This window comes from Devosia submarina (assembly GCF_003056345.1).
Taxonomy (GTDB): domain Bacteria; phylum Pseudomonadota; class Alphaproteobacteria; order Rhizobiales; family Devosiaceae; genus Devosia; species Devosia submarina.
Genome location: NZ_PYWB01000016.1, coordinates 1 through 17,833, shown reverse-complemented (window position 1 = coordinate 17,833; position 17,833 = coordinate 1). Strand labels below are relative to the sequence as shown.

18 protein-coding genes are annotated in these 17,833 nt (G+C 59.3%); 8 read left to right on the top strand and 10 right to left on the bottom strand.

Annotated features, from left to right (window positions below):
- Positions 1 to 3 precede the first annotated feature (3 nt).
- The 5 genes from DDE77_RS18310 to DDE77_RS18290 form a co-directional block, all read right to left on the bottom strand.
- A complete protein-coding gene (locus tag DDE77_RS18310; protein WP_108398928.1) occupies positions 4 to 1,224 on the bottom strand; it encodes a cysteine desulfurase in 1,221 nt (406 codons plus the stop codon).
- Between the two features lie 171 nt (positions 1,225 to 1,395).
- The gene (gene sufD, locus DDE77_RS18305; RefSeq protein ID WP_108398927.1) at positions 1,396 to 2,622 is read right to left on the bottom strand and encodes a Fe-S cluster assembly protein SufD; all 1,227 of its coding nucleotides are present in this window, start codon (positions 2,620 to 2,622) and stop codon (positions 1,396 to 1,398) included.
- Positions 2,623 to 2,624: 2 nt separating this feature from the next.
- On the bottom strand, positions 2,625 to 3,374 hold the full coding sequence (sufC, locus tag DDE77_RS18300) for a Fe-S cluster assembly ATPase SufC (RefSeq protein WP_108398960.1): 750 nt from the start codon (positions 3,372 to 3,374) through the stop codon (positions 2,625 to 2,627).
- A gap of 172 nt (positions 3,375 to 3,546) precedes the next feature.
- The gene (gene sufB, locus DDE77_RS18295) at positions 3,547 to 5,049 is read right to left on the bottom strand and encodes a Fe-S cluster assembly protein SufB (protein ID WP_108398926.1); all 1,503 of its coding nucleotides are present in this window, start codon (positions 5,047 to 5,049) and stop codon (positions 3,547 to 3,549) included.
- Positions 5,050 to 5,114: 65 nt separating this feature from the next.
- Positions 5,115 to 6,254: a cysteine desulfurase family protein gene (locus DDE77_RS18290; RefSeq protein WP_108398925.1), complete on the bottom strand. Its 1,140-nt coding sequence runs from the start codon at positions 6,252 to 6,254 to the stop codon at positions 5,115 to 5,117.
- A gap of 285 nt (positions 6,255 to 6,539) precedes the next feature.
- On the opposite strand from DDE77_RS18290, the gene DDE77_RS18285 reads away from it, so the two are divergent.
- On the top strand, positions 6,540 to 7,202 hold the full coding sequence (locus DDE77_RS18285) for an alpha/beta hydrolase (protein ID WP_108398959.1): 663 nt from the start codon (positions 6,540 to 6,542) through the stop codon (positions 7,200 to 7,202).
- 130 nt (positions 7,203 to 7,332) lie between these two features.
- Entirely contained in the window at positions 7,333 to 8,583 is a 1,251-nt protein-coding gene (gene tyrS, locus DDE77_RS18280) for a tyrosine--tRNA ligase (protein WP_108398924.1), read from the top strand.
- Positions 8,584 to 8,634: 51 nt separating this feature from the next.
- On the opposite strand, the gene DDE77_RS18275 is transcribed toward tyrS, so the two are convergent.
- The 5 genes from DDE77_RS18275 to DDE77_RS18255 form a co-directional block, all read right to left on the bottom strand.
- A complete protein-coding gene (locus tag DDE77_RS18275) occupies positions 8,635 to 8,952 on the bottom strand; it encodes a hypothetical protein (RefSeq protein WP_210204436.1) in 318 nt (105 codons plus the stop codon).
- Positions 8,953 to 9,073: 121 nt separating this feature from the next.
- Positions 9,074 to 10,558, bottom strand: a complete 1,485-nt coding sequence (gene gatA, locus DDE77_RS18270) for an Asp-tRNA(Asn)/Glu-tRNA(Gln) amidotransferase subunit GatA (RefSeq protein ID WP_108398923.1) — start codon at positions 10,556 to 10,558, stop codon at positions 9,074 to 9,076.
- Positions 10,559 to 10,616: 58 nt separating this feature from the next.
- A complete protein-coding gene (locus DDE77_RS18265; RefSeq protein ID WP_108398922.1) occupies positions 10,617 to 11,099 on the bottom strand; it encodes a GNAT family N-acetyltransferase in 483 nt (160 codons plus the stop codon).
- A gap of 1 nt (position 11,100) precedes the next feature.
- On the bottom strand, positions 11,101 to 11,388 hold the full coding sequence (gatC, locus tag DDE77_RS18260) for an Asp-tRNA(Asn)/Glu-tRNA(Gln) amidotransferase subunit GatC (protein ID WP_108398921.1): 288 nt from the start codon (positions 11,386 to 11,388) through the stop codon (positions 11,101 to 11,103).
- 86 nt (positions 11,389 to 11,474) lie between these two features.
- On the bottom strand, positions 11,475 to 11,999 hold the full coding sequence (locus DDE77_RS18255; RefSeq protein WP_108398920.1) for a hypothetical protein: 525 nt from the start codon (positions 11,997 to 11,999) through the stop codon (positions 11,475 to 11,477).
- A gap of 69 nt (positions 12,000 to 12,068) precedes the next feature.
- On the opposite strand from DDE77_RS18255, the gene ruvX reads away from it, so the two are divergent.
- From ruvX to DDE77_RS18225, 6 genes are all read left to right on the top strand, one after another.
- Positions 12,069 to 12,530 (top strand): Holliday junction resolvase RuvX, encoded by a 462-nt coding sequence (gene ruvX / locus DDE77_RS18250; protein ID WP_210204435.1) that lies wholly within the window; start codon positions 12,069 to 12,071, stop codon positions 12,528 to 12,530.
- Positions 12,531 to 12,616: 86 nt separating this feature from the next.
- A complete protein-coding gene (locus tag DDE77_RS18245; RefSeq protein ID WP_108398957.1) occupies positions 12,617 to 13,585 on the top strand; it encodes an aspartate carbamoyltransferase catalytic subunit in 969 nt (322 codons plus the stop codon).
- Positions 13,582 to 14,892 carry a dihydroorotase gene (gene pyrC / locus DDE77_RS18240; RefSeq protein WP_108398918.1) on the top strand — a complete coding sequence of 437 codons (1,311 nt, stop codon included), beginning with the start codon at positions 13,582 to 13,584 and terminating at the stop codon, positions 14,890 to 14,892. The genes DDE77_RS18245 and pyrC overlap by 4 nt, the downstream gene beginning before the upstream one ends.
- The gene (gene plsY / locus DDE77_RS18235) at positions 14,888 to 15,565 is read left to right on the top strand and encodes a glycerol-3-phosphate 1-O-acyltransferase PlsY (protein ID WP_425430763.1); all 678 of its coding nucleotides are present in this window, start codon (positions 14,888 to 14,890) and stop codon (positions 15,563 to 15,565) included. Before pyrC ends, plsY begins: the two co-directional genes overlap by 5 nt.
- A 30-nt stretch (positions 15,566 to 15,595) precedes the next feature.
- Complete coding sequence (dprA, locus tag DDE77_RS18230; RefSeq protein WP_245895383.1) at positions 15,596 to 16,687, top strand: DNA-processing protein DprA; 1,092 nt, start codon at positions 15,596 to 15,598, stop codon at positions 16,685 to 16,687.
- A 105-nt stretch (positions 16,688 to 16,792) separates the two neighbouring features.
- A complete protein-coding gene (locus DDE77_RS18225) occupies positions 16,793 to 17,683 on the top strand; it encodes a DMT family transporter (RefSeq protein WP_108398915.1) in 891 nt (296 codons plus the stop codon).
- Positions 17,684 to 17,833 lie beyond the last annotated feature (150 nt).

The following is a 17,833-nucleotide window of genomic DNA, read 5'->3' as shown; positions in this document are numbered from 1 at the left end:
CTACTAGGCGAAAAATTTCTGGGCGCGTTCAATGCCGTCGACCAGCGCGTCAACGTCGTCCTTGCCGTTATATAGGGCGAAGGAGGCGCGGCAGGTAGAGGTGACGCCAAAGCGTTTCAAGAGCGGCTGAGCACAATGCGTGCCCGCGCGCACTGCGATGCCGTAGCGGTCGAGAATGGTCGCGACGTCATGGGCATGAGCACCCTTGATCTCGAATGAGAAGATGCCGCCCTTGCCTGCTGCCGTGCCGATCATCCGGAGCGAATTGATGCGAGTCAGCTGCTCCTGGGCGTACTGCGCAACCTCATGCTCGTGAGCGTCAATCGCCTCGCGGCCAAGCTCGTCCATATATTCCAGTGCGCGGCCCAGCCCGATGGCCTGGACAATGGGCGGCGTACCAGCTTCGAACCGATGGGGCGGCGCGTTGTAGGTGACGCCTTCCAGAGTCACGGTGTCGATCATCTCGCCGCCGCCTTGATAGGGCTGCATCTCGGCCAGGAGATCGTACTTGCCATAGAGAACGCCAATACCGGTCGGCCCATAGAGCTTGTGGCCGGTCATCACATAGAAGTCGGCGCCGATGTCCTGCACGTCGACCTTGGTGTGCACGGCTCCTTGCGAGCCGTCGATCAGCACGGATATCCCCCTCGCATGGCACTCGGCTACAATGGCCTTTACAGGGGTTATTGTACCCAGCACGTTGCTCATATGCGTAACGGCAACCATACGGGTACGGGGAGAAAGGGCAGAAATAAATGCGTCGAGGTCGAAGCTGCCGTCGTCGCGCACATCGACCCATTTGATCACGGCGCCCTGGCGTTCACGCAGAAAATGCCAAGGAACGATGTTGGAGTGGTGCTCCATGATTGTGGTGACGATCTCGTCGCCTTCGCCGATACGAGGGCCAGCGAAGGATTGCGCAACGAGGTTGATGGCTTCGGTCGCCGATTTGGTGAAGACGATTTCTTCGGCCCGGCTGGCATTGAGGAAGCGCTGTACGGCCAGGCGCCCGCCTTCGTAAGCTTCGGTTGCGCGATTAGCCAACGTGTGCAGGCCACGATGTACATTGGCGTATTCATGGCGGAACGCATGATCCATCCGGTCCAGCACCTGCACCGGCTTCTGGGCCGAAGCGCCGCTGTCGAGATAGACGAGCCGCTTGCCGTGGATCTGTTCGGACAGGATCGGGAAATCGGCGCGGGCTTTTTCGAGATCGAAGGTCATGACGTTTCCATTTCTCAGTCGTCACCCTCCCCCTTGCGGGAAGGGATCGAGGGTGGGATGTGGAAGCCCGGATGTCGTGGCTTACAACACCCCCCTCCCCACCTCCCCCGTCGAGGGGGAGGTGCCGCGCAGCAGACGGGACGCTATAGCGCCCCTGACATAAGCCTTGGCCTACTTACCGAGCAGCCACCCGTCGACAACCATGTGTAGGGCCTCGGACAGCGCTTCATCCTCGATCGGGTCAAGCACTTCCTCGATAAACCCACGAACCAGCATGGTTTCGGCTTCAGCCTGGGGGATGCCGCGGCTCATCAGATAGAACATGCTATCCTCATCGAGCTTCCCGCAGGTAGATCCGTGGCCGCACACAACGTCGTCGGCATAGATCTCAAGTTCGGGCTTGGAGAGGATCTCGGCCTCGTCCGAAAGCATCAAGCCCTGGCTCATCAGCTTGGCGTCCGTCTTCTGCGCGTCGCGGGCAACAACCAAACGCCCCTGAACGACTGCCTTCCCACGCCCACGGGCGATGGACTTAAACAGCGGTTGCGATGTCGTGTGGGGCACGGCATGCGCGGCGTCCATGGTGATATCGGCGTGCTGGCCATCGGCAACGAGGTTCATCCCCGTGATGTTGCCGTGGGCGCCTGCGCCTTCATAGCGCGGGAACAAATGCGTACGGCTGAGCCCCGCACCGGCGTGGATCACCAGCGTGCGGAGCTGCGCATCTTCAGCCAGGTGATATTCGTTGGTCGCGAAATGCGAAGACGCCTTTGCCGAGAGATCAACCGTGACATGGGTCAGGTTTGCGCCCTTGCCCAAGGCCACATAGGTGGCGTGGTTGCCCACATGGGCGACTTCGGAACCAGAGAAAACCTCCACGATCGTCGCTGCCGCACCATCGGCCACGAAGATCTTGAGGGCATCTGCGACGTGCGCAGCTTCGCCTTCAATCCGGTGGTCGATCTGGATGACCTGATCGAGGGAACGCTCGATGGTCAAAGCCAGACTCTGCTTCGCAAGGGCGCCATTGAGATGAACCAGAATGTCATCGCGCGTGCTGAGCACACCACCTTGTGCACGGCCGACCGTGACCCCGGAAGGGGCTGAAAGGTCAGACGGAACAAGGCCATTGGTAATGGCGATGTGATGGGCGCCAGCGACTTGCAGCGGCAAGGGGCCAGCCTTGAGCGCGAGCTCAAGGGTAGCACTGCCATCAACCATCGGCGGCACAGCCCGCAACAGCGTCTTGAGGTCCGTGTAGTGGTAAGCCTCGACCCGCCTTGTGGGCAGACCAGCCACGGCGATGCGCTCGGCGGTGGCATCAGCTCCAACGCTCTTGAGTTGCTCGATCAGCGTATTTTCAGCCGGGCCAAGCCGGACGGGGAACGAAACAGCCATGGTCAAGCCGCCGCAGTGTCGAAGTCGGCATAGCCCTTGGCTTCGAGCTGAAGTGCAAGGCTCTTGTCGCCGCTCTCGACGATCTTGCCATCGGAGAAGACATGCACGACGTCGGGAACGATGTGGTTCAGCAGGCGCTGGTAGTGGGTAATGACCAGCATGGAGCGACCGGCATTGCGCAGAGCGTTGACGCCCTTCGAGACGACCTGCAAGGCATCGATATCGAGGCCGGAATCGGTCTCGTCGAGAATGCACATCTTGGGCTGGAGCAGCGCCATCTGCAGCACTTCGGCGCGTTTCTTTTCGCCGCCAGAGAAGCCGACGTTGAGCGGACGCTTGAGCATGTCGGTGTCGATGTTGAGGTCGGTGCCAGCAGCCTTCACGGCGCGCATGAAGTCAGGCGTTGAAAGCTCGCCCTCGCCGCGTGCCTTGCGCTGGGCGTTCATGGCTGCCTTGAGGAAGGTCATGGTCGCAACGCCCGGGATTTCGATCGGGTACTGGAAGGCTAGGAACAGCCCAGCCGCGGCGCGCTCGTCCGGCTCCATGTCGAGCAGGTTCTCGCCGTCGAGCAGCACTTCGCCTTCGGTGATCTCGTAGTCTTCCTTACCGGCCAGCACATAGCTCAGCGTCGACTTGCCCGACCCATTGCGACCCATAACGGCGTGGACTTCGCCGGGCGGAATGATGAGGTTAACGCCCTTAAGGATTTCACGATCTTCGATGCGGGCATGCAGATTGCGGATTTCAAGGATGGGGGTGGTCATTTTGCTTCTCCAGTTCCCAGCCTGTGTCGCTTGCGAGCGCCGACAGGCAATTGTTTAGTAGACCTCATCCTGAGCTTGTCGAAGGCGAGGTCGTGGCAGTCAGGTGGCAAGACTTCATGGTTCGACGGGCTCACCATGAGGTCTGATAATGGGGCCAGGCTTAGCCGACGCTACCCTCGAGGCTGATCGAGATCAGCTTCTGCGTCTCCACCATGAACTCCATGGGCAGATGCTGCAGCACGTCGCGAACGAAGCCGTTGACGATCAGCGCCACCGCTTCCTCTTCGTTGAGGCCGCGCTGCTGGCAATAGAACATCTGGTCGTCCGAGATCTTGCTGGTGGTCGCCTCGTGCTCGAACACCGCAGTGCCGTTACGAGATTCGATGTAGGGCACGGTGTGGGCACCGCACTTGTCGCCGATCAGCAGCGAGTCGCACTGGGTGAAGTTGCGCGCGTTCTTGGCCTTGGCGTGTGCCGAAACCTGGCCACGATAGGTGTTGTCCGAGAACCCGGCAGCAATGCCCTTGGCAATGATACGGCTGGACGTGTTCTTGCCCAGATGGATCATCTTGGTGCCGCTATCGACCTGCTGGTAGCCGTTCGAAATGGCGATAGAATAGAACTCGCCGCGCGAGCCGTCGCCACGCAGAATGCAGCTTGGATACTTCCAGGTGATGGCCGAACCGGTCTCGACCTGGGTCCAGGAGATCTTGCTGTTGGCGCCACGGCAGTCACCACGCTTGGTAACGAAGTTGTAGATGCCGCCCTTGCCGTCCTTGTCGCCGGGGTACCAGTTCTGGACCGTGGAGTACTTGATCTCAGCATTGTCGAGGGCAATCAGTTCCACGACTGCGGCGTGCAACTGGGCCTCGTCGCGCATGGGCGCGGTGCAGCCTTCAAGGTAGCTCACATAGGAGTCAGCCTCGGCGATGATGAGCGTGCGCTCGAACTGGCCGGTCTTCTTTTCGTTGATCCGGAAATAGGTCGACAACTCCATGGGGCAACGAACACCCCTGGGGATGTAGACGAACGAACCGTCGGTGAAGACCGCGGAATTAAGCGTTGCATAGTAGTTGTCGGTGACCGGAACTACGGACGCCAGATACTTTTGCACCAGCTCGGGATATTCGCGGATGGCCTCGGAGATCGAGCAGAAAATAATGCCGACCTTGCTCAGTTCTTCGCGGAAAGTCGTGACAACGGACACCGAGTCCATCACCGCATCAACGGCAACCTTGGGCCGCTCGACGCCAGCCAAGATTTCGCGCTCGCGCAGCGGCACGCCAAGCTTGTCGTACATTGCGATCAGGGCCGGATCGACCTCATCCAGGCTCTTTGGCGCAGGCGAGGACTTGGGCGCGGCGTAGTAATACATGTCCTGCAGATCGATCTGCGGGTAATGCACCTTTGCCCAAGTCGGCTCAGTCATGGTCAGGAAACGACGGTAAGCGTCAAGACGCCATTCCAGCATCCACTCCGGCTCGTTCTTCTTGGCCGAAATAAAGCGAACGGTATCCTCGCTCAGGCCCTTGGGAGCCATGTCGGATTCAATATCGGTCTCGAACCCATATTTGTACTTGTCGACATCAAGCGCCAGGACAGAATCCACGGTCTCGCGGTCGATGTTTTCCTTCAGCGTTGGGATATCGGCGTAGTCGGCCATTGCGGCTTCTCCTTCTTGCCCGGTGGCGATTCAAGGTCGCCATGAGCCTTCTAAAACTGCAGCCTTTAGGCCGCCTGCCCTTGCCGCGTCCGGTGGCGCTCAAGGATCGATTGGTAACCGGCGACAAACGCATCGACGTCGCCCGCAGTGGAATTCCAGCCCAGGCTGACGCGCAGGGCACATTCGGCAAGCTCGGGCGCAACACCCATGGCAGCCAGCACATGGCTTGGGCCAACCTTGCCCGATGAGCAGGCCGAGCCCGACGACACTGAAAGGCCCAGCAGATCCAGCGCCATCATCGCCGTCGTGTTCTTGACACCCGGAACGGCAAAATTCGTCACGTTGCCGAGCCGCTCGCCGCCGAAGATCACCAAGTCGGGAGACAACGCACCAAGGCCTGCCTCGAGCCGGTTGATCAGGGAAGGCACTTCAGCACCCGAATACCGCCTTGAAACCGCTGATGCAGCAGCGCCAAAGGCCCCGATCAACGCCGCCGCTTCCGTGCCGCCGCGGCGGCCCTGTTCCTGGCCCCCCCCCGGGATCAGCCGCACCACATCCGCATGCGACTTGACGAGCAAAGCGCCGACGCCGGCCGGAGCGCCAATTTTATGGCCGCTTACAGCCATCATATCGGGAGCCGAAGCCGCAAAATCCAGCTCCAGCTTGCCGAAAGCCTGCACCGCGTCGATAAACAGCGTGTGACGGGTCGGCCCCACGAGCGCGTTAATCTGCCCGATGGGCTGGAGCACGCCGGTCTCATTGTTCACCCAATGAAGAGCAACCAGCAGATTGCCATCGGCTTCGGCAACTATTTTGCCCAACTGCGCGACGTCGATGCAGCCGTCGCCGAGCAAACCAACGGTGATCACAGGCAAGCCCGTTGCTTCTGCCGCCTTAGAAACGGCGGCATGCTCGCCTGCGCTCGTAACCACAGCGGTGGAGCCGAACGTCTTGGCGCCACCAACGATCGCCTGCGTGATCGCCTCTGTGGCCGAACCGGTAAACACCACCTGCTTGCGCTCGGCTCCGGCAAGCACGGCAACCTGCCCACGGGCGGTTTCGATGACGTTACGCAGCGCGCGACCGTGGGCATGGACCGACGACGGATTGCCCGTCAGCTCCAGGGTGGAGACAAGCGCTTCGCGCGCCTCCGGCAAGAGCGGAGACGCGGCATTATGATCAAGATAGATCGCCGGTCTAGTCATCGAAGTCCTATAGGGCGCCTACGCGCCGGTCATACCATCCATGCCCAAAGCCGGCGCTGCGACGCCGCCGACTCCAAACACTTCTTGAAATTTGACGCCCAACTTCATTACAAGGGGCGCTCTTGCTGGCCTTTGTACGGCCGATAACCGAGTTTCGAATTATTCTAAACTAGATTTTGCGCCCTTGTTTTAGGGATGGGCACTGGCTTAGTCAAGCCGCCAGAGCCTGCCAACGTGAGCGCCAAATCTAACCAACAGAGCCAACAGGGCCGGAAGAACAAGACCATGCCAGAAGTGATTTTCAATGGGCCGGAAGGCCGTCTGGAAGGCCGGTACCAGCCAGGCAAGGAGCCGAACGCTCCAATTGCCATCGTGCTGCATCCTCACCCGCAGTTTGGCGGGACGATGAACAACCAGATTGTCTACAATCTCTTCTATATGTTCGCCCAGCGTGGCTTTGCCGTGCTGCGCTTCAACTCGCGCGGCGTGGGACGCAGCCAAGGCCTCTTCGACCATGGTGTGGGCGAACTCTCCGATGCCGCTGCTGCACTGGATTGGTTGCAGGTCATTAATCGCGAGTCGCGCGGTTGCTGGATCGCCGGCTTCTCGTTTGGAGCCTGGATCGGCATGCAATTGCTGATGCGCCGCCCAGAAGTCGAAGGTTTCATATCGGTAGCCCCGCCGGAAAACCTTTACGACTTCTCGTTCCTGGCGCCCTGCCCTTCGTCCGGCCTCATCATCCATGGCGACAAGGATCGTGTGGCGCCGCCAACTTCGGTTCAGAAGCTGGTGGACAAGCTCAAGACCCAGAAGGGCATCACCATCGAGCAACAAATCGTCGAGGGTGCAAACCACTTCTTTGAAGGCAAAATTGATGAATTGACCACACGGTGCGCAGACTATCTCGACCGTCGCCGGCAGGAGATCGCCGCCGGCGGCGGGCGCTAAGAGAGCGCAGCACCGCGATCTGTTGGAAGGGACCTCATCCTGAGCCCGTCGAAGGACGAGGTCCCGCATGCACCGACCTCGTGGTTCGACAAGCTTACCATGAGGTCACACGAACCTCAGTGATTGTCATATGACCAAGTTCAAGTCCGATTTCCTCCAAGTGCTCGACGAGCGCGGCTTCATCCACCAGATCTCCGACCCGGAAGGGCTGGATGCGCTGGCCCTCAAGGGGCCGATCTGCGGCTATGTAGGCTATGATGCGACGGCAACGTCGATCCACATAGGCAATCTGATCACCGTCACTATGCTCTACTGGCTGCAGGAGACCGGCCACAAGGCGATCAGCCTCATGGGTGGTGGCACATCGATGGTAGGCGATCCTTCGTTCCGCGACGATCAGCGCAAGCTGCTGACCGTGGAGCAGATCGAAACCAATATCGAGAGCATCAAAAAGGTCTACAGTAACATCCTCAACTATGAGGGCTCCAACCCAGCCATCATGGTCAACAACGCCGATTGGCTGTTGAAGCTGAACTATGTCGAGTTCCTGCGCGATGTGGGCCGGCATTTCTCGGTCAACCGGATGCTGAGCTTCGATTCGGTGAAGCTGCGGCTTGACCGCGAGCAGTCGCTAAGCTTCCTTGAATTCAACTACATGATCATGCAGGGCTACGACTTCACCGAACTCAACCGGCGCTATGGCACCGTGTTGCAGATGGGTGGGTCTGACCAATGGGGCAACATCATCAATGGTGTCGATCTCAACCACCGCATGGGCGGCGAGCAGCTTTATGCACTGACGACGCCATTGCTGACCAAGGCTAGCGGCGAGAAGATGGGCAAGTCAGCCTCGGGCGCCGTGTGGCTCAATGGCGAACTCTTCAGCCCCTACGACTTCTGGCAGTACTTCCGGAACACTGAAGACGCCGATGTCGTCAAGTTCCTCAAGATCTTCACCCGCCTGCCGCTCAGCGAAATCGAAAAACTCGGGGCACTCGGCGGCAACGAGATCAACGAGGCCAAGAAGGTGCTGGCAACAGAGGTCACCGCCATCGTCCACGGGCGGGCGGCAGCTGAAGAAGCCGCGCACACAGCGCGCCAGACATTTGAGTCGGGTGCAATCGACCTGTCGCTTCCGACGGCCACTGTGACGCGTGCGGAGCTGTTAGGAGGCGTCGGCATCCTGGCGGCCCTGGTGACCGCGGGGCTAGCCGGTTCCAACGGCGAAGCTCGTCGTCATGTGCAGTCCGGTGCAGTGCGCGTGAACGACGCAGTCATCGAGGATGACAAGCTTAGTCTGGGAGAAAACGCGTTGTTGGCCGAGGGAGTTATCAAGCTGTCCGTGGGCAAAAAGCGGCACGCGCTGATAAAGCCAGTCTGATCTGGAAACAGATAGGTCGAGCGGAGATCCATTCCGCTCGACCACTAAAGTCTAGTGCTTCGTCACTTCGCTCAGCGCTGCAGCGATGTGCTCCCACTCGGAGCTGACGCTTGCGGTGGCACGACGCTTGTTGGCCCGTCGATACCAATAGTCGGCATTGCCCATGTCGGCTTCAATCCAGTGCATCAGGGCATGAACCCAGTCAAATGCCTGTACCCCCTCCATCGCCTGGACGATGTTATGGGCCTGCTCCCATTCGGGGCCGACACGTAGATTGCCCTTTTTGAGCCACCAGAGCGCCTGCAGGGGCTTGCTCATGTCCTTGGGTGGTTCGGACCAATCAAGTGAAGTGAAAATATCAGAGGCCATCGGCAAAACCCTTGTCGGCCCGGACGCCGCCGGTGGCGACGTCACTACCAATTTCAATTTGTGCATGGACGCCAGATAAGGCGGATCAGCGCCACGATCAAGTGGCGCTGAGTACACCCGGTTACCACCACGGCTTAGGCGAGAAGTCCGTAGCCGCGCTTCGTTCAATCACTCGAGCCGCGGCAAACAATGTTTCTTCGTCGAAGGGCTTGCCGATCAGTTGCAGCCCAAGGGGAAGCCCCTTGGCGTCCTTGCCAGCAGGAACGGCGATGCCTGGCAGGCCAGCCATGTTCACCGTGACTGTGAAGACGTCGTTGAGGTACATGGCGACCGGATCTGCGGCGAGTGCCTCATCGCCGATACCGAAAGCGGCAGATGGTGTAGCCGGGGTCAGGATAGCGTCGACACCGGCGTCGAACGCATCCTCGAAGTCCTTCTTGATCAGCGTGCGGACCTTCTGGGCCTTGACGTAGTAGGCATCGAAATAACCAGCCGAGAGCACATAGGTGCCGATCATGATGCGGCGCTTCACTTCGCGGCCGAAACCGGCAGCGCGGGTGAGTTCATACATGTCGGTGATGTCCTTGCCCGACACGCGAAGCCCATACTTCACACCGTCATAGCGAGCCAGGTTCGAAGAAGCTTCAGCCGGTGCCACAATGTAGTAAGCCGGGAGAGCGTACTTCGTGTGTGGCAGGGAGATGTCCTTGACCGTAGCGCCTTCGGCTACCAGCCAGTCCAGCCCCTCTTTCCAGAGCTTCTCAATTTCCGCAGGCATGCCTTCCATGCGGTACTCGCGCGGGACACCAATGGTAAGGCCTTTCACGCCCCGTTCGACGGCCGCAGCGAAGTCTGGAACGGCCATGTCGACGCTGGTTGAATCCTTGGGATCGAACCCCGCCATCGAGGTCATCAGCAAGGCTGCATCCTCTACAGTGCGAGCGATAGGACCAGCCTGATCGAGTGACGACGCGAAAGCCACCGTGCCCCAGCGCGAGCAGCGCCCATATGTCGGCTTGATCCCCACAGTACCGGTAAATGCCGCCGGCTGGCGAATTGAGCCACCGGTGTCGGTAGCCGTTGCGCCGGCGCAAAGCCACGCTGCAACGGCCGCAGCCGAACCGCCCGACGAACCGCCAGGAACCAGATTGGCATTGCTGCCGTCAGCGCGGAAGGGGCTAACCACTGGACCGTAGTAGGAGGTCTCGTTGGAGGAACCCATGGCAAACTCGTCCATGTTGAGCTTGCCCAGCATCACCGCGCCGTCGCGCCATAGGTTGCTCGTCACCGTCGATTCGTACTCGGGCTTGAAGCCATCAAGAATGTGACTGGCGGCCTGAGTGTGGACGCCCCTGGTGGCAAAGAGATCCTTGATGCCGAGCGGAATGCCTTCAAGCGAGCCGCCCTGCCCTGAGGCAAGTCTTTCGTCGCTGGTCTTTGCCATGGCCATGGCCTGCTCAGCAGTAACCGCCACATAGGCGTTCAAGCTCGGATTTGCCGCCTCGATCGCGCTCAGATAGGCGCCAGTGAGTTCGGTGGCAGTGAAGCTCTTATCGGCAAGCCCCTTGCGGGCATCGGCCAGGCTCAGCTTTGTCAGATCGGTCAAAGGAATTCTCGCTCAGTTAATGCAGGGCTTGCAGGTGATGTCATTGGTTCAATGACCGTCACGCCGGCTGCGCTACTTGCAAAGGCAATTCAAAGAATGCGGACCATTGGCTATCGGGATAGTCGAGGAACGGCCCACGCGGCTTGAAGCCGCTACGGGTATAGAGCCGATGGGCTTCGGCCATGCCGTCGCCGGTACCTGTCTCCAGCATCAGCATAGGAAGTTTCTTTTCGCGAGCCAGCGCTATGATGGCCTTCAACAGGGCAGATCCAACACGCTGGCCACGCACCTGCGGCTCGGTGAACATGCGCTTCACTTCTCCAAGTTCGGGTGAATGCACCTTAAGGGCACCCATTCCGACAGCCTTGCCAGTGTCGTTACGCGCAACAAACAAGGTCGTATGCGGCTCCGCCATCTGCTCCACCGTCATCTTGAACTGGAACTCAAGCGGTGAGAGCGGAAGCAGATGCGCATTTAGCTGTTCTACCAACTCGCGCACATCATCCTGCAGCGGTGTTTCGGTGGCGATCGAAACGGCCAATTTATTCGACCACCTTGGGCACCATGAAGAAATTGTCTTCAGAGAGCGGCGCATTGCTCACGATCTTTTCTGCGTACCCGCCGTCGGTGATCAGGTCGTCACGGCGACGCAGGGTCATTGGCGTGACCGAGGTCATCGGCTCGACGCCTTCAACATCGACTTCCTGCAACTGCTCGACGAAACCCAGAATCGCATTGAGTTCGCCCTGATAGCTGGCGATCTGGTCTTCCTCGATGCGAATGCGGGCTAGGCGCGCAATGCGCTTCACGGTTGCGGCGTCGACAGACATAAGAAACTCCAGAACAGCGGCTTGTTTGGGCAGGTTATTAGCAACCGCTCGTGCAAAAAGACAATGAAAATGGCTCGTACGGAGGATCAGACTTCCAAAGCCATCCCGATCTCTAGCGCAACAAGGCTTGCGCCATCCAATTGATCGCGCAAGCGGGGCACAGCATAGTCGATCGCGGCCTCATCACCCGCAAGCGCCAGCAAGCGGGGTGACCTCTCCCGGAGCAAGGCGGAACCAAGAAGCACCAAGCGCCTCCCATCACCGAAGAGAGCCACGACAGCACTCTCGGCCCACCGGCCCATCGGCAGCAGCTGATTCGAGACGAGAAGCAGGGGCGCCTCCCCTAAGGTCTCCAAAAGAATGCCGCCTGATCCTGTCGACCAAGCCTCAACAGCAGGCTCAATAACCACATCAAGCAGCCTGCCAGCTTGTCGTGGTCGCCATGTGGCCAGATCAGCCAGGGGAAGCTCATCAGCATCGAGAACCCGATCAGCACCCGATAGAAGCTCCGCCCGGTCCAAACCTGCCGGCGCGTCATTCGGCTTCACAACCAGAATCATTCCGCCCATGTGCACGCGCACGGTCGTACCGCCAAACCAGGTGAGTTTCATTGCTGCTTCCCTGTCGCAAAATCGGCGCATACCCTATAGAACGGCTTCAATGTGGCAAGCGAGCTCCCCGTGACCGACGACTACGCCAATCCTCTCGAGCTTATCCCAACCACAGGCAAGATCCTGGGCCTGGATCTGGGGACAAAAACTATAGGCGTCGCGATCAGCGATGCCATGAGATATTCGGCAAGCCCCTTGGAAACGATCAAGCGGACCAAGTTCACCAAGGACGCCGAGCGAATTGATCAGCTCATAGCCGAGAACAAGGTCGTCGCGATCATCCTGGGATTGCCGTTGAACATGGATGGCTCAGAAGGACCACGCGTGCAATCGACGCGAGCCTTTGCCCGCAGTCTTTCTCAGCGTATGAGCCTGCCGATCGCCTTCTGGGACGAGCGGCTTTCCACCTCTGCGGTGACGCGAATGATGATCGAAGCCGACCTGCGTCGGGATCGCCGGGCTGAAGTCGTGGATAAGTTGGCCGCGAGCTACATCCTGCAGGGAGCGCTCGACCGCCTGCGCAGGGGATAATTCAACATTATGTTGAATCAGCCTTTTGGCTCCGCTAGACCCCCGAGAACCACGGGAGATCGGAACGCATGGGCGAAACGCGGGCGATGACGTCGAATACACTAGGCGCTTCATCTGGCGACTTTCCCCCATTTAGGCAAAAGCATCTGCTCTCCATCGCCGATCTTCAGCAGCATGAAATCATCGATCTGCTTGATCGCGCCGAGCGGATGGTTCCGGTAAGCCGCCAAGAGCGCAAGTCACACCCGACGCTTTCAGGCAAGACACAGATCAATCTGTTTTTCGAGCCATCAACCCGGACTCAAGGATCATTCGAGATCGCCGGCAAGCGGCTGGGCGCGCTGGTGATGAACATGTCTGTGAAGTCGAGTTCTGTCAGCAAGGGCGAGACACTGATCGACACCGCGGCCACGCTCAACGCCATGCGGCCCGACGTGATTGTGGTTCGCCATTCGGCAGCAGGGGCTGTGGAACTCCTGAGCCAGAAGGTTGGGTGTTCCGTGATCAATGCAGGCGATGGCGCCCATGAACATCCGACACAAGCACTGCTCGATGCCCTTACCATCCGCAACCACAAGGGGCGCATATCAGGGCTTACAGTTGCAATTTGCGGCGACATTGCCAACTCGCGCGTGGTTAGGTCCAACCTTTTGTTGTTGGGAGCTCTGAACGTGCGTACGCGCGTGATTGCACCTCGAAATCTTCTTCCCGCCGGAATAGAGCAACTTGCGACCGAGGTGTTCACCGACATGCGCGCGGGGCTCAAAGATGTGGACGTGGTGATGATGCTGCGGCTGCAGCATGAGCGGGCGAACGGCAAGATGATCCCGTCCGTACGAGAGTACTACCGGTTCTATGGGCTTGATGCGGAAAAACTCAGCCATGCCAAACCCGACGCCATTGTCATGCATCCTGGACCGATGAACCGGGGCGTCGAAATCGACCCAGCAATTGCTGATGGTCCTGCCTCGGTGATCACTGATCAGGTGGAAATGGGTGTTGCCGTCCGAATGGCGGTGCTTGATGCATTGCTGCCAGCGGGGCGCGAGTCATGAGTTCCGTCCTGTTGATCAAGAATGCCCGGATCGTGGATCCAGCATCAGGCATGGATTCGCCGGGCGCCGTGTTGGTGCGGGACGGCGTTATTGCCGAGGCCGCTTATGGCCAGACTATTGCCACTCCGGAGGGCGCTCAGGTTATCGATGCGAGAGGCTTGATCCTTTCGCCTGGCTTGATCGACATGCGGGTGTTCACCGGGGAGCCAGGCAAAGAATATCGCGAAACCCTGCAGTCCGCAGGTGAAGCCGCCGCTGCCGGGGGCGTCACAAGCTTTGTGATGATGCCGGACACGGCGCCAGTTGTGGACGACGGCGCGCTAGTGGATTTCCTGATTCGTCGGGCCAAGGCTACCAGCAAGGTCAATGTCTTGCCCGCGGCAGCGATGACCAAGGGCCTCGCTGGACAAGAGATTACAGAGTTTGGACTTCTGCAGGAAGCAGGAGCCGTTTGCCTGACGGACGGACGGCACTCGGTGCAATCCAGTTCGATGCTGCGCACGATCATGAGCTACGCGGCCAATTATGGCCTCACCGTTGTTCATCACCTGTCCGATGATGGCCTAACCAGCGATGGCGTGATGAACGAAGGGCTTTTCGCAACGGTCCTGGGCCTCAAGGGCATTCCCAGGGAAGCCGAGACCATCCCACTCGCACGCGATCTGCAATTGGCAGCTTTGACGGGGGTGAGATACCATGCGGCGCAGATATCCTGTGCTGCCTCGGTCGAGCTTTTGGCAGCTGCCAAGAAGCGCAACCGCAATGTTACCGCGGGTGTGTCGATCAACAATCTCGCGTTGAACGAGAATGACATTGGCCGCTACCGAACTTTCTTCAAGCTCTCGACGCCACTAAGGTCCGAGGACGACCGGCAGGCTGTCATCGAGGGCCTTCGAAGCGGCGCGATCGACACTATCCATTCAGACCACGATCCACAGGACACTGAAGTAAAGCGCCAGCCATTTGCTGAGGCTTCCGATGGGGCCATAGGGCTGGAAACATTGCTAGCGGCTGCTTTGCGCCTTGTTCATTCCGGACAGGTGGAGCTTCTGGCGGTTCTGCGGGCCATGACCAGCCGGCCAGCCGAGATCCTGGGGCTCGCCGCCGGCCGCATAGCACCGGGTGCACCGGCAGACTTGATCCTGTTCGATCTCGACTATCCCTGGCAGGTCAATGAAAAGGCAATTCGGTCGCGCTCTCGCAATACGAGCTTTGAAGGAGCGCGGCTTGCTGGCAAGGTGATGTACACCCTGGTGGGCGGCCAGATCGTCTACACGCACAGCGAGGAGAACCAAGGCCGTGATTGATAGCTATGTCCCAGTGTTTGCCTCTTGGCTTTTTGGTGGAGCCGCGCTCCCGGGCTTCATCGTCACCGCGCTGATCGCTTACCTGTTTGGCTCCATCCCGTTTGGGCTGCTACTGACCAGGGCTGCGGGCCTGGGGGATATCCGCTCGATTGGTTCGGGCAATATCGGCGCAACCAATGTCCTGCGCACAGGTAACAAGCCGCTCGCAGCTGCGACATTGCTGCTGGACGCGGGCAAGGCGATCGTTGCTGTCCTGGTTACCCGCACTCTCCTTCACAATCCCGACGTCCCAGTTGGTGGAGGCGAGGCCTGGCCGCTCTACCTTGCGGCCATTGCCGTCTTTGCCGGTCACTGCTTCCCGGTTTGGCTGCAGTTCAAAGGCGGCAAGGGCGTGGCGGTTATGATCGGCGCCCTTCTGGTTCTAAGCTGGCCGGTGGGGCTGATCTTCTGTGCAGTGTGGCTGCTGATCGCGTTTACCCGCAAGATGTCTTCACTTGCCGCCCTGACCGCAGCCGCGACGGCACCTATCTTTGCCTATGTATTCGTGGATGAATGGCTTGCTGCAACCGTGGCGGTACTGGCTATCCTGCTGTTTTTTCAGCACCGCACCAATATAGCCCGTCTTCTGTCTGGAACCGAGCCCCGGATCGGGTCCGGCAAGAAAGCGGCTTAGCTGTTGGGACAGTGGCGAGAAGGTGAGCAATTGAGCCAGGCTGAACGCTTGGCATGGCTTCGTTTGATCCGGACCGAGAACGTCGGTCCCGCAACCTTTCGGCAATTGCTGCATCGTTTCGAAACCGCGCAGGCAGCCCTTAGTGCTTTGCCCGATCTGCTTAAGCGCACAGGCAAGCCAGCGCGCATCGCAAGTCAGTCAGAAGCGGAAGACGAAATCGCGGGGCTGGAGCGCTATGGTGCGCGGATCGTTGCCAGCTGTGAACCAGACTATCCACCCCTGCTCCGCTTCATCCCGGCCTCGCCACCCATCTTGACGATGGCAGGCGGCGAAAATCTTGATTGGCAGCGCACAGTGGGGATTGTCGGCGCACGCAACGCATCCTCCGCCGGCGTAAAGATGACCCGCCTGCTTGCAACAGGGCTCGGTGAAAGGGGATACACTGTTGTATCGGGCCTTGCGCGCGGAATTGATACAGCGGCGCATCGCGCTAGCCTCGTCAGCGGGACAATTGCGGTGTTGGCTGGGGGATTCGACCGGATATATCCTGACGAGAATATTCCGCTTGCTCATGACATCCTGGACAATGGTGGGGCACTCCTTACCGAGATGCCGCTTGGTTGGGAGCCGCGGGCGAGAGACTTCCCACGACGCAATCGCCTGGTGTCCGGATTGTCACTGGGCATCGTGGTTGTGGAAGCGGCCAAGCGCTCCGGCTCGCTCATCACCGCGCGGCTGGCGCTGGAGCAAAACCGCGATGTATTTGCCGTGCCTGGGTCTCCCCTCGACCCGCGCGCTGAAGGCGGGAATTTGCTGATACAGCAAGGCGCCAAGCTCATAACCAACGTGGATGACATTGTGGAAAGCCTGGGCAGCGCCGACGCCGCCCGGAGCGCCTTGTTTGATCGGGACTGGGAGCCGGACTTGGCACCCGAAGTGCTGCCAAGTGAAGATGACAAGTCGCGCTTGTTGTCCGCGCTTAGCTCAACGCCGATCGAAGTAGATGAACTCGTTCGTCAATCAGGCCTGAGCGTGTCGAGCATGCAGATGCTTCTGCTGGAGCTTGATCTTTCCGGCCAGATCGAATGGTCAACAGGCCAACTGGTCTCGCTACGGTACTAGAGAGCCATCTTCGACCCATCACATCGTTTGATGGCTCCTATTGCTAAAATCGGTTCGACCCCTACCGTCTGCAAGGCAAAAGGTGAGTGCATCACGGAGGCATTCATGGAACGGCGCGACTGGTTTTGGATCTTGTTTCTTGGCGCCATTTGGGGCTGCTCGTTTATTTTCAACGCCGTACTCATCCGTGAGATTGGGCCTCTTTGGGTCACCTCCTTCAGAGTAGCCATCGGTGCTGCAGGTTGCTGGGCCGTTATGCTCGCCTTGCGCAAGCCAGTGCCCAACAATCCAGTGCTGTGGATGAAGCTAGGTCTGTTAGGCATTTTGGCCTACGCCATTCCATTCGCGCTCTTCCCGCTTGCACAATCTCACCTAGCGAGCGGCGTGGCTGCCATCATCAATGCCCTGACCCCGATCATGACGGTTATTGTCAGCCACTTCTGGGTAGGCGGCGAGAAGGCTAGCCGCATAAAAACTGCAGGCGTTGCAGTTGGTTTTGTGGGCGCAACTATACTAGCGTCACCTGCACTACTATCGGAAGGGGAATCGCAACTCTGGGCTGTAAGCGCGTGTCTTCTGGCAACGATCTGTTACGCCCTGTCCCTCAACATCACCCGAAGCTTCAAGTCCATAGAGCCAACGGCATTGGCTTCCATTGCGCTGACAGGCGCCGCTCTCGTCTCCATTCCAGTCGCCTTCGCGGCCGAAGGCATTCCAGTCATCGCGAAGGGTGAAACATGGTTGGCGGCTGTGGCCATCGGCTTGGTGTCCACAGCATTCACATTTCAGATCATGTACCGCGTGCTGCCGCGCGTAGGCGCCACAAACTTTGCAACGACGACCTTTGTCGCGCCGATCTCCGCAATCGTGCTCGGCGTCACACTGCTGGGTGAAACTGTCTTGCCGATCCAAGTCGTCGGTATGCTGGTCATCTTCGCAGGACTGCTGCTGATCGACGGGCGCGTGGGCAAGCTCTGGCGGCCTTCAGTCGCGTGAAGATGGAACAGGTGCCGGGGCACTGGAGCGCACCCTATTTTGACCGGACATGTGGCATAGCTGATAAGGCATAGGCATACGCCTATGAGTACGACTATGTCCAAGAGTGCCGATGAGCCGTTTCGACGGGTCGAAGTGATTACTTCCGTG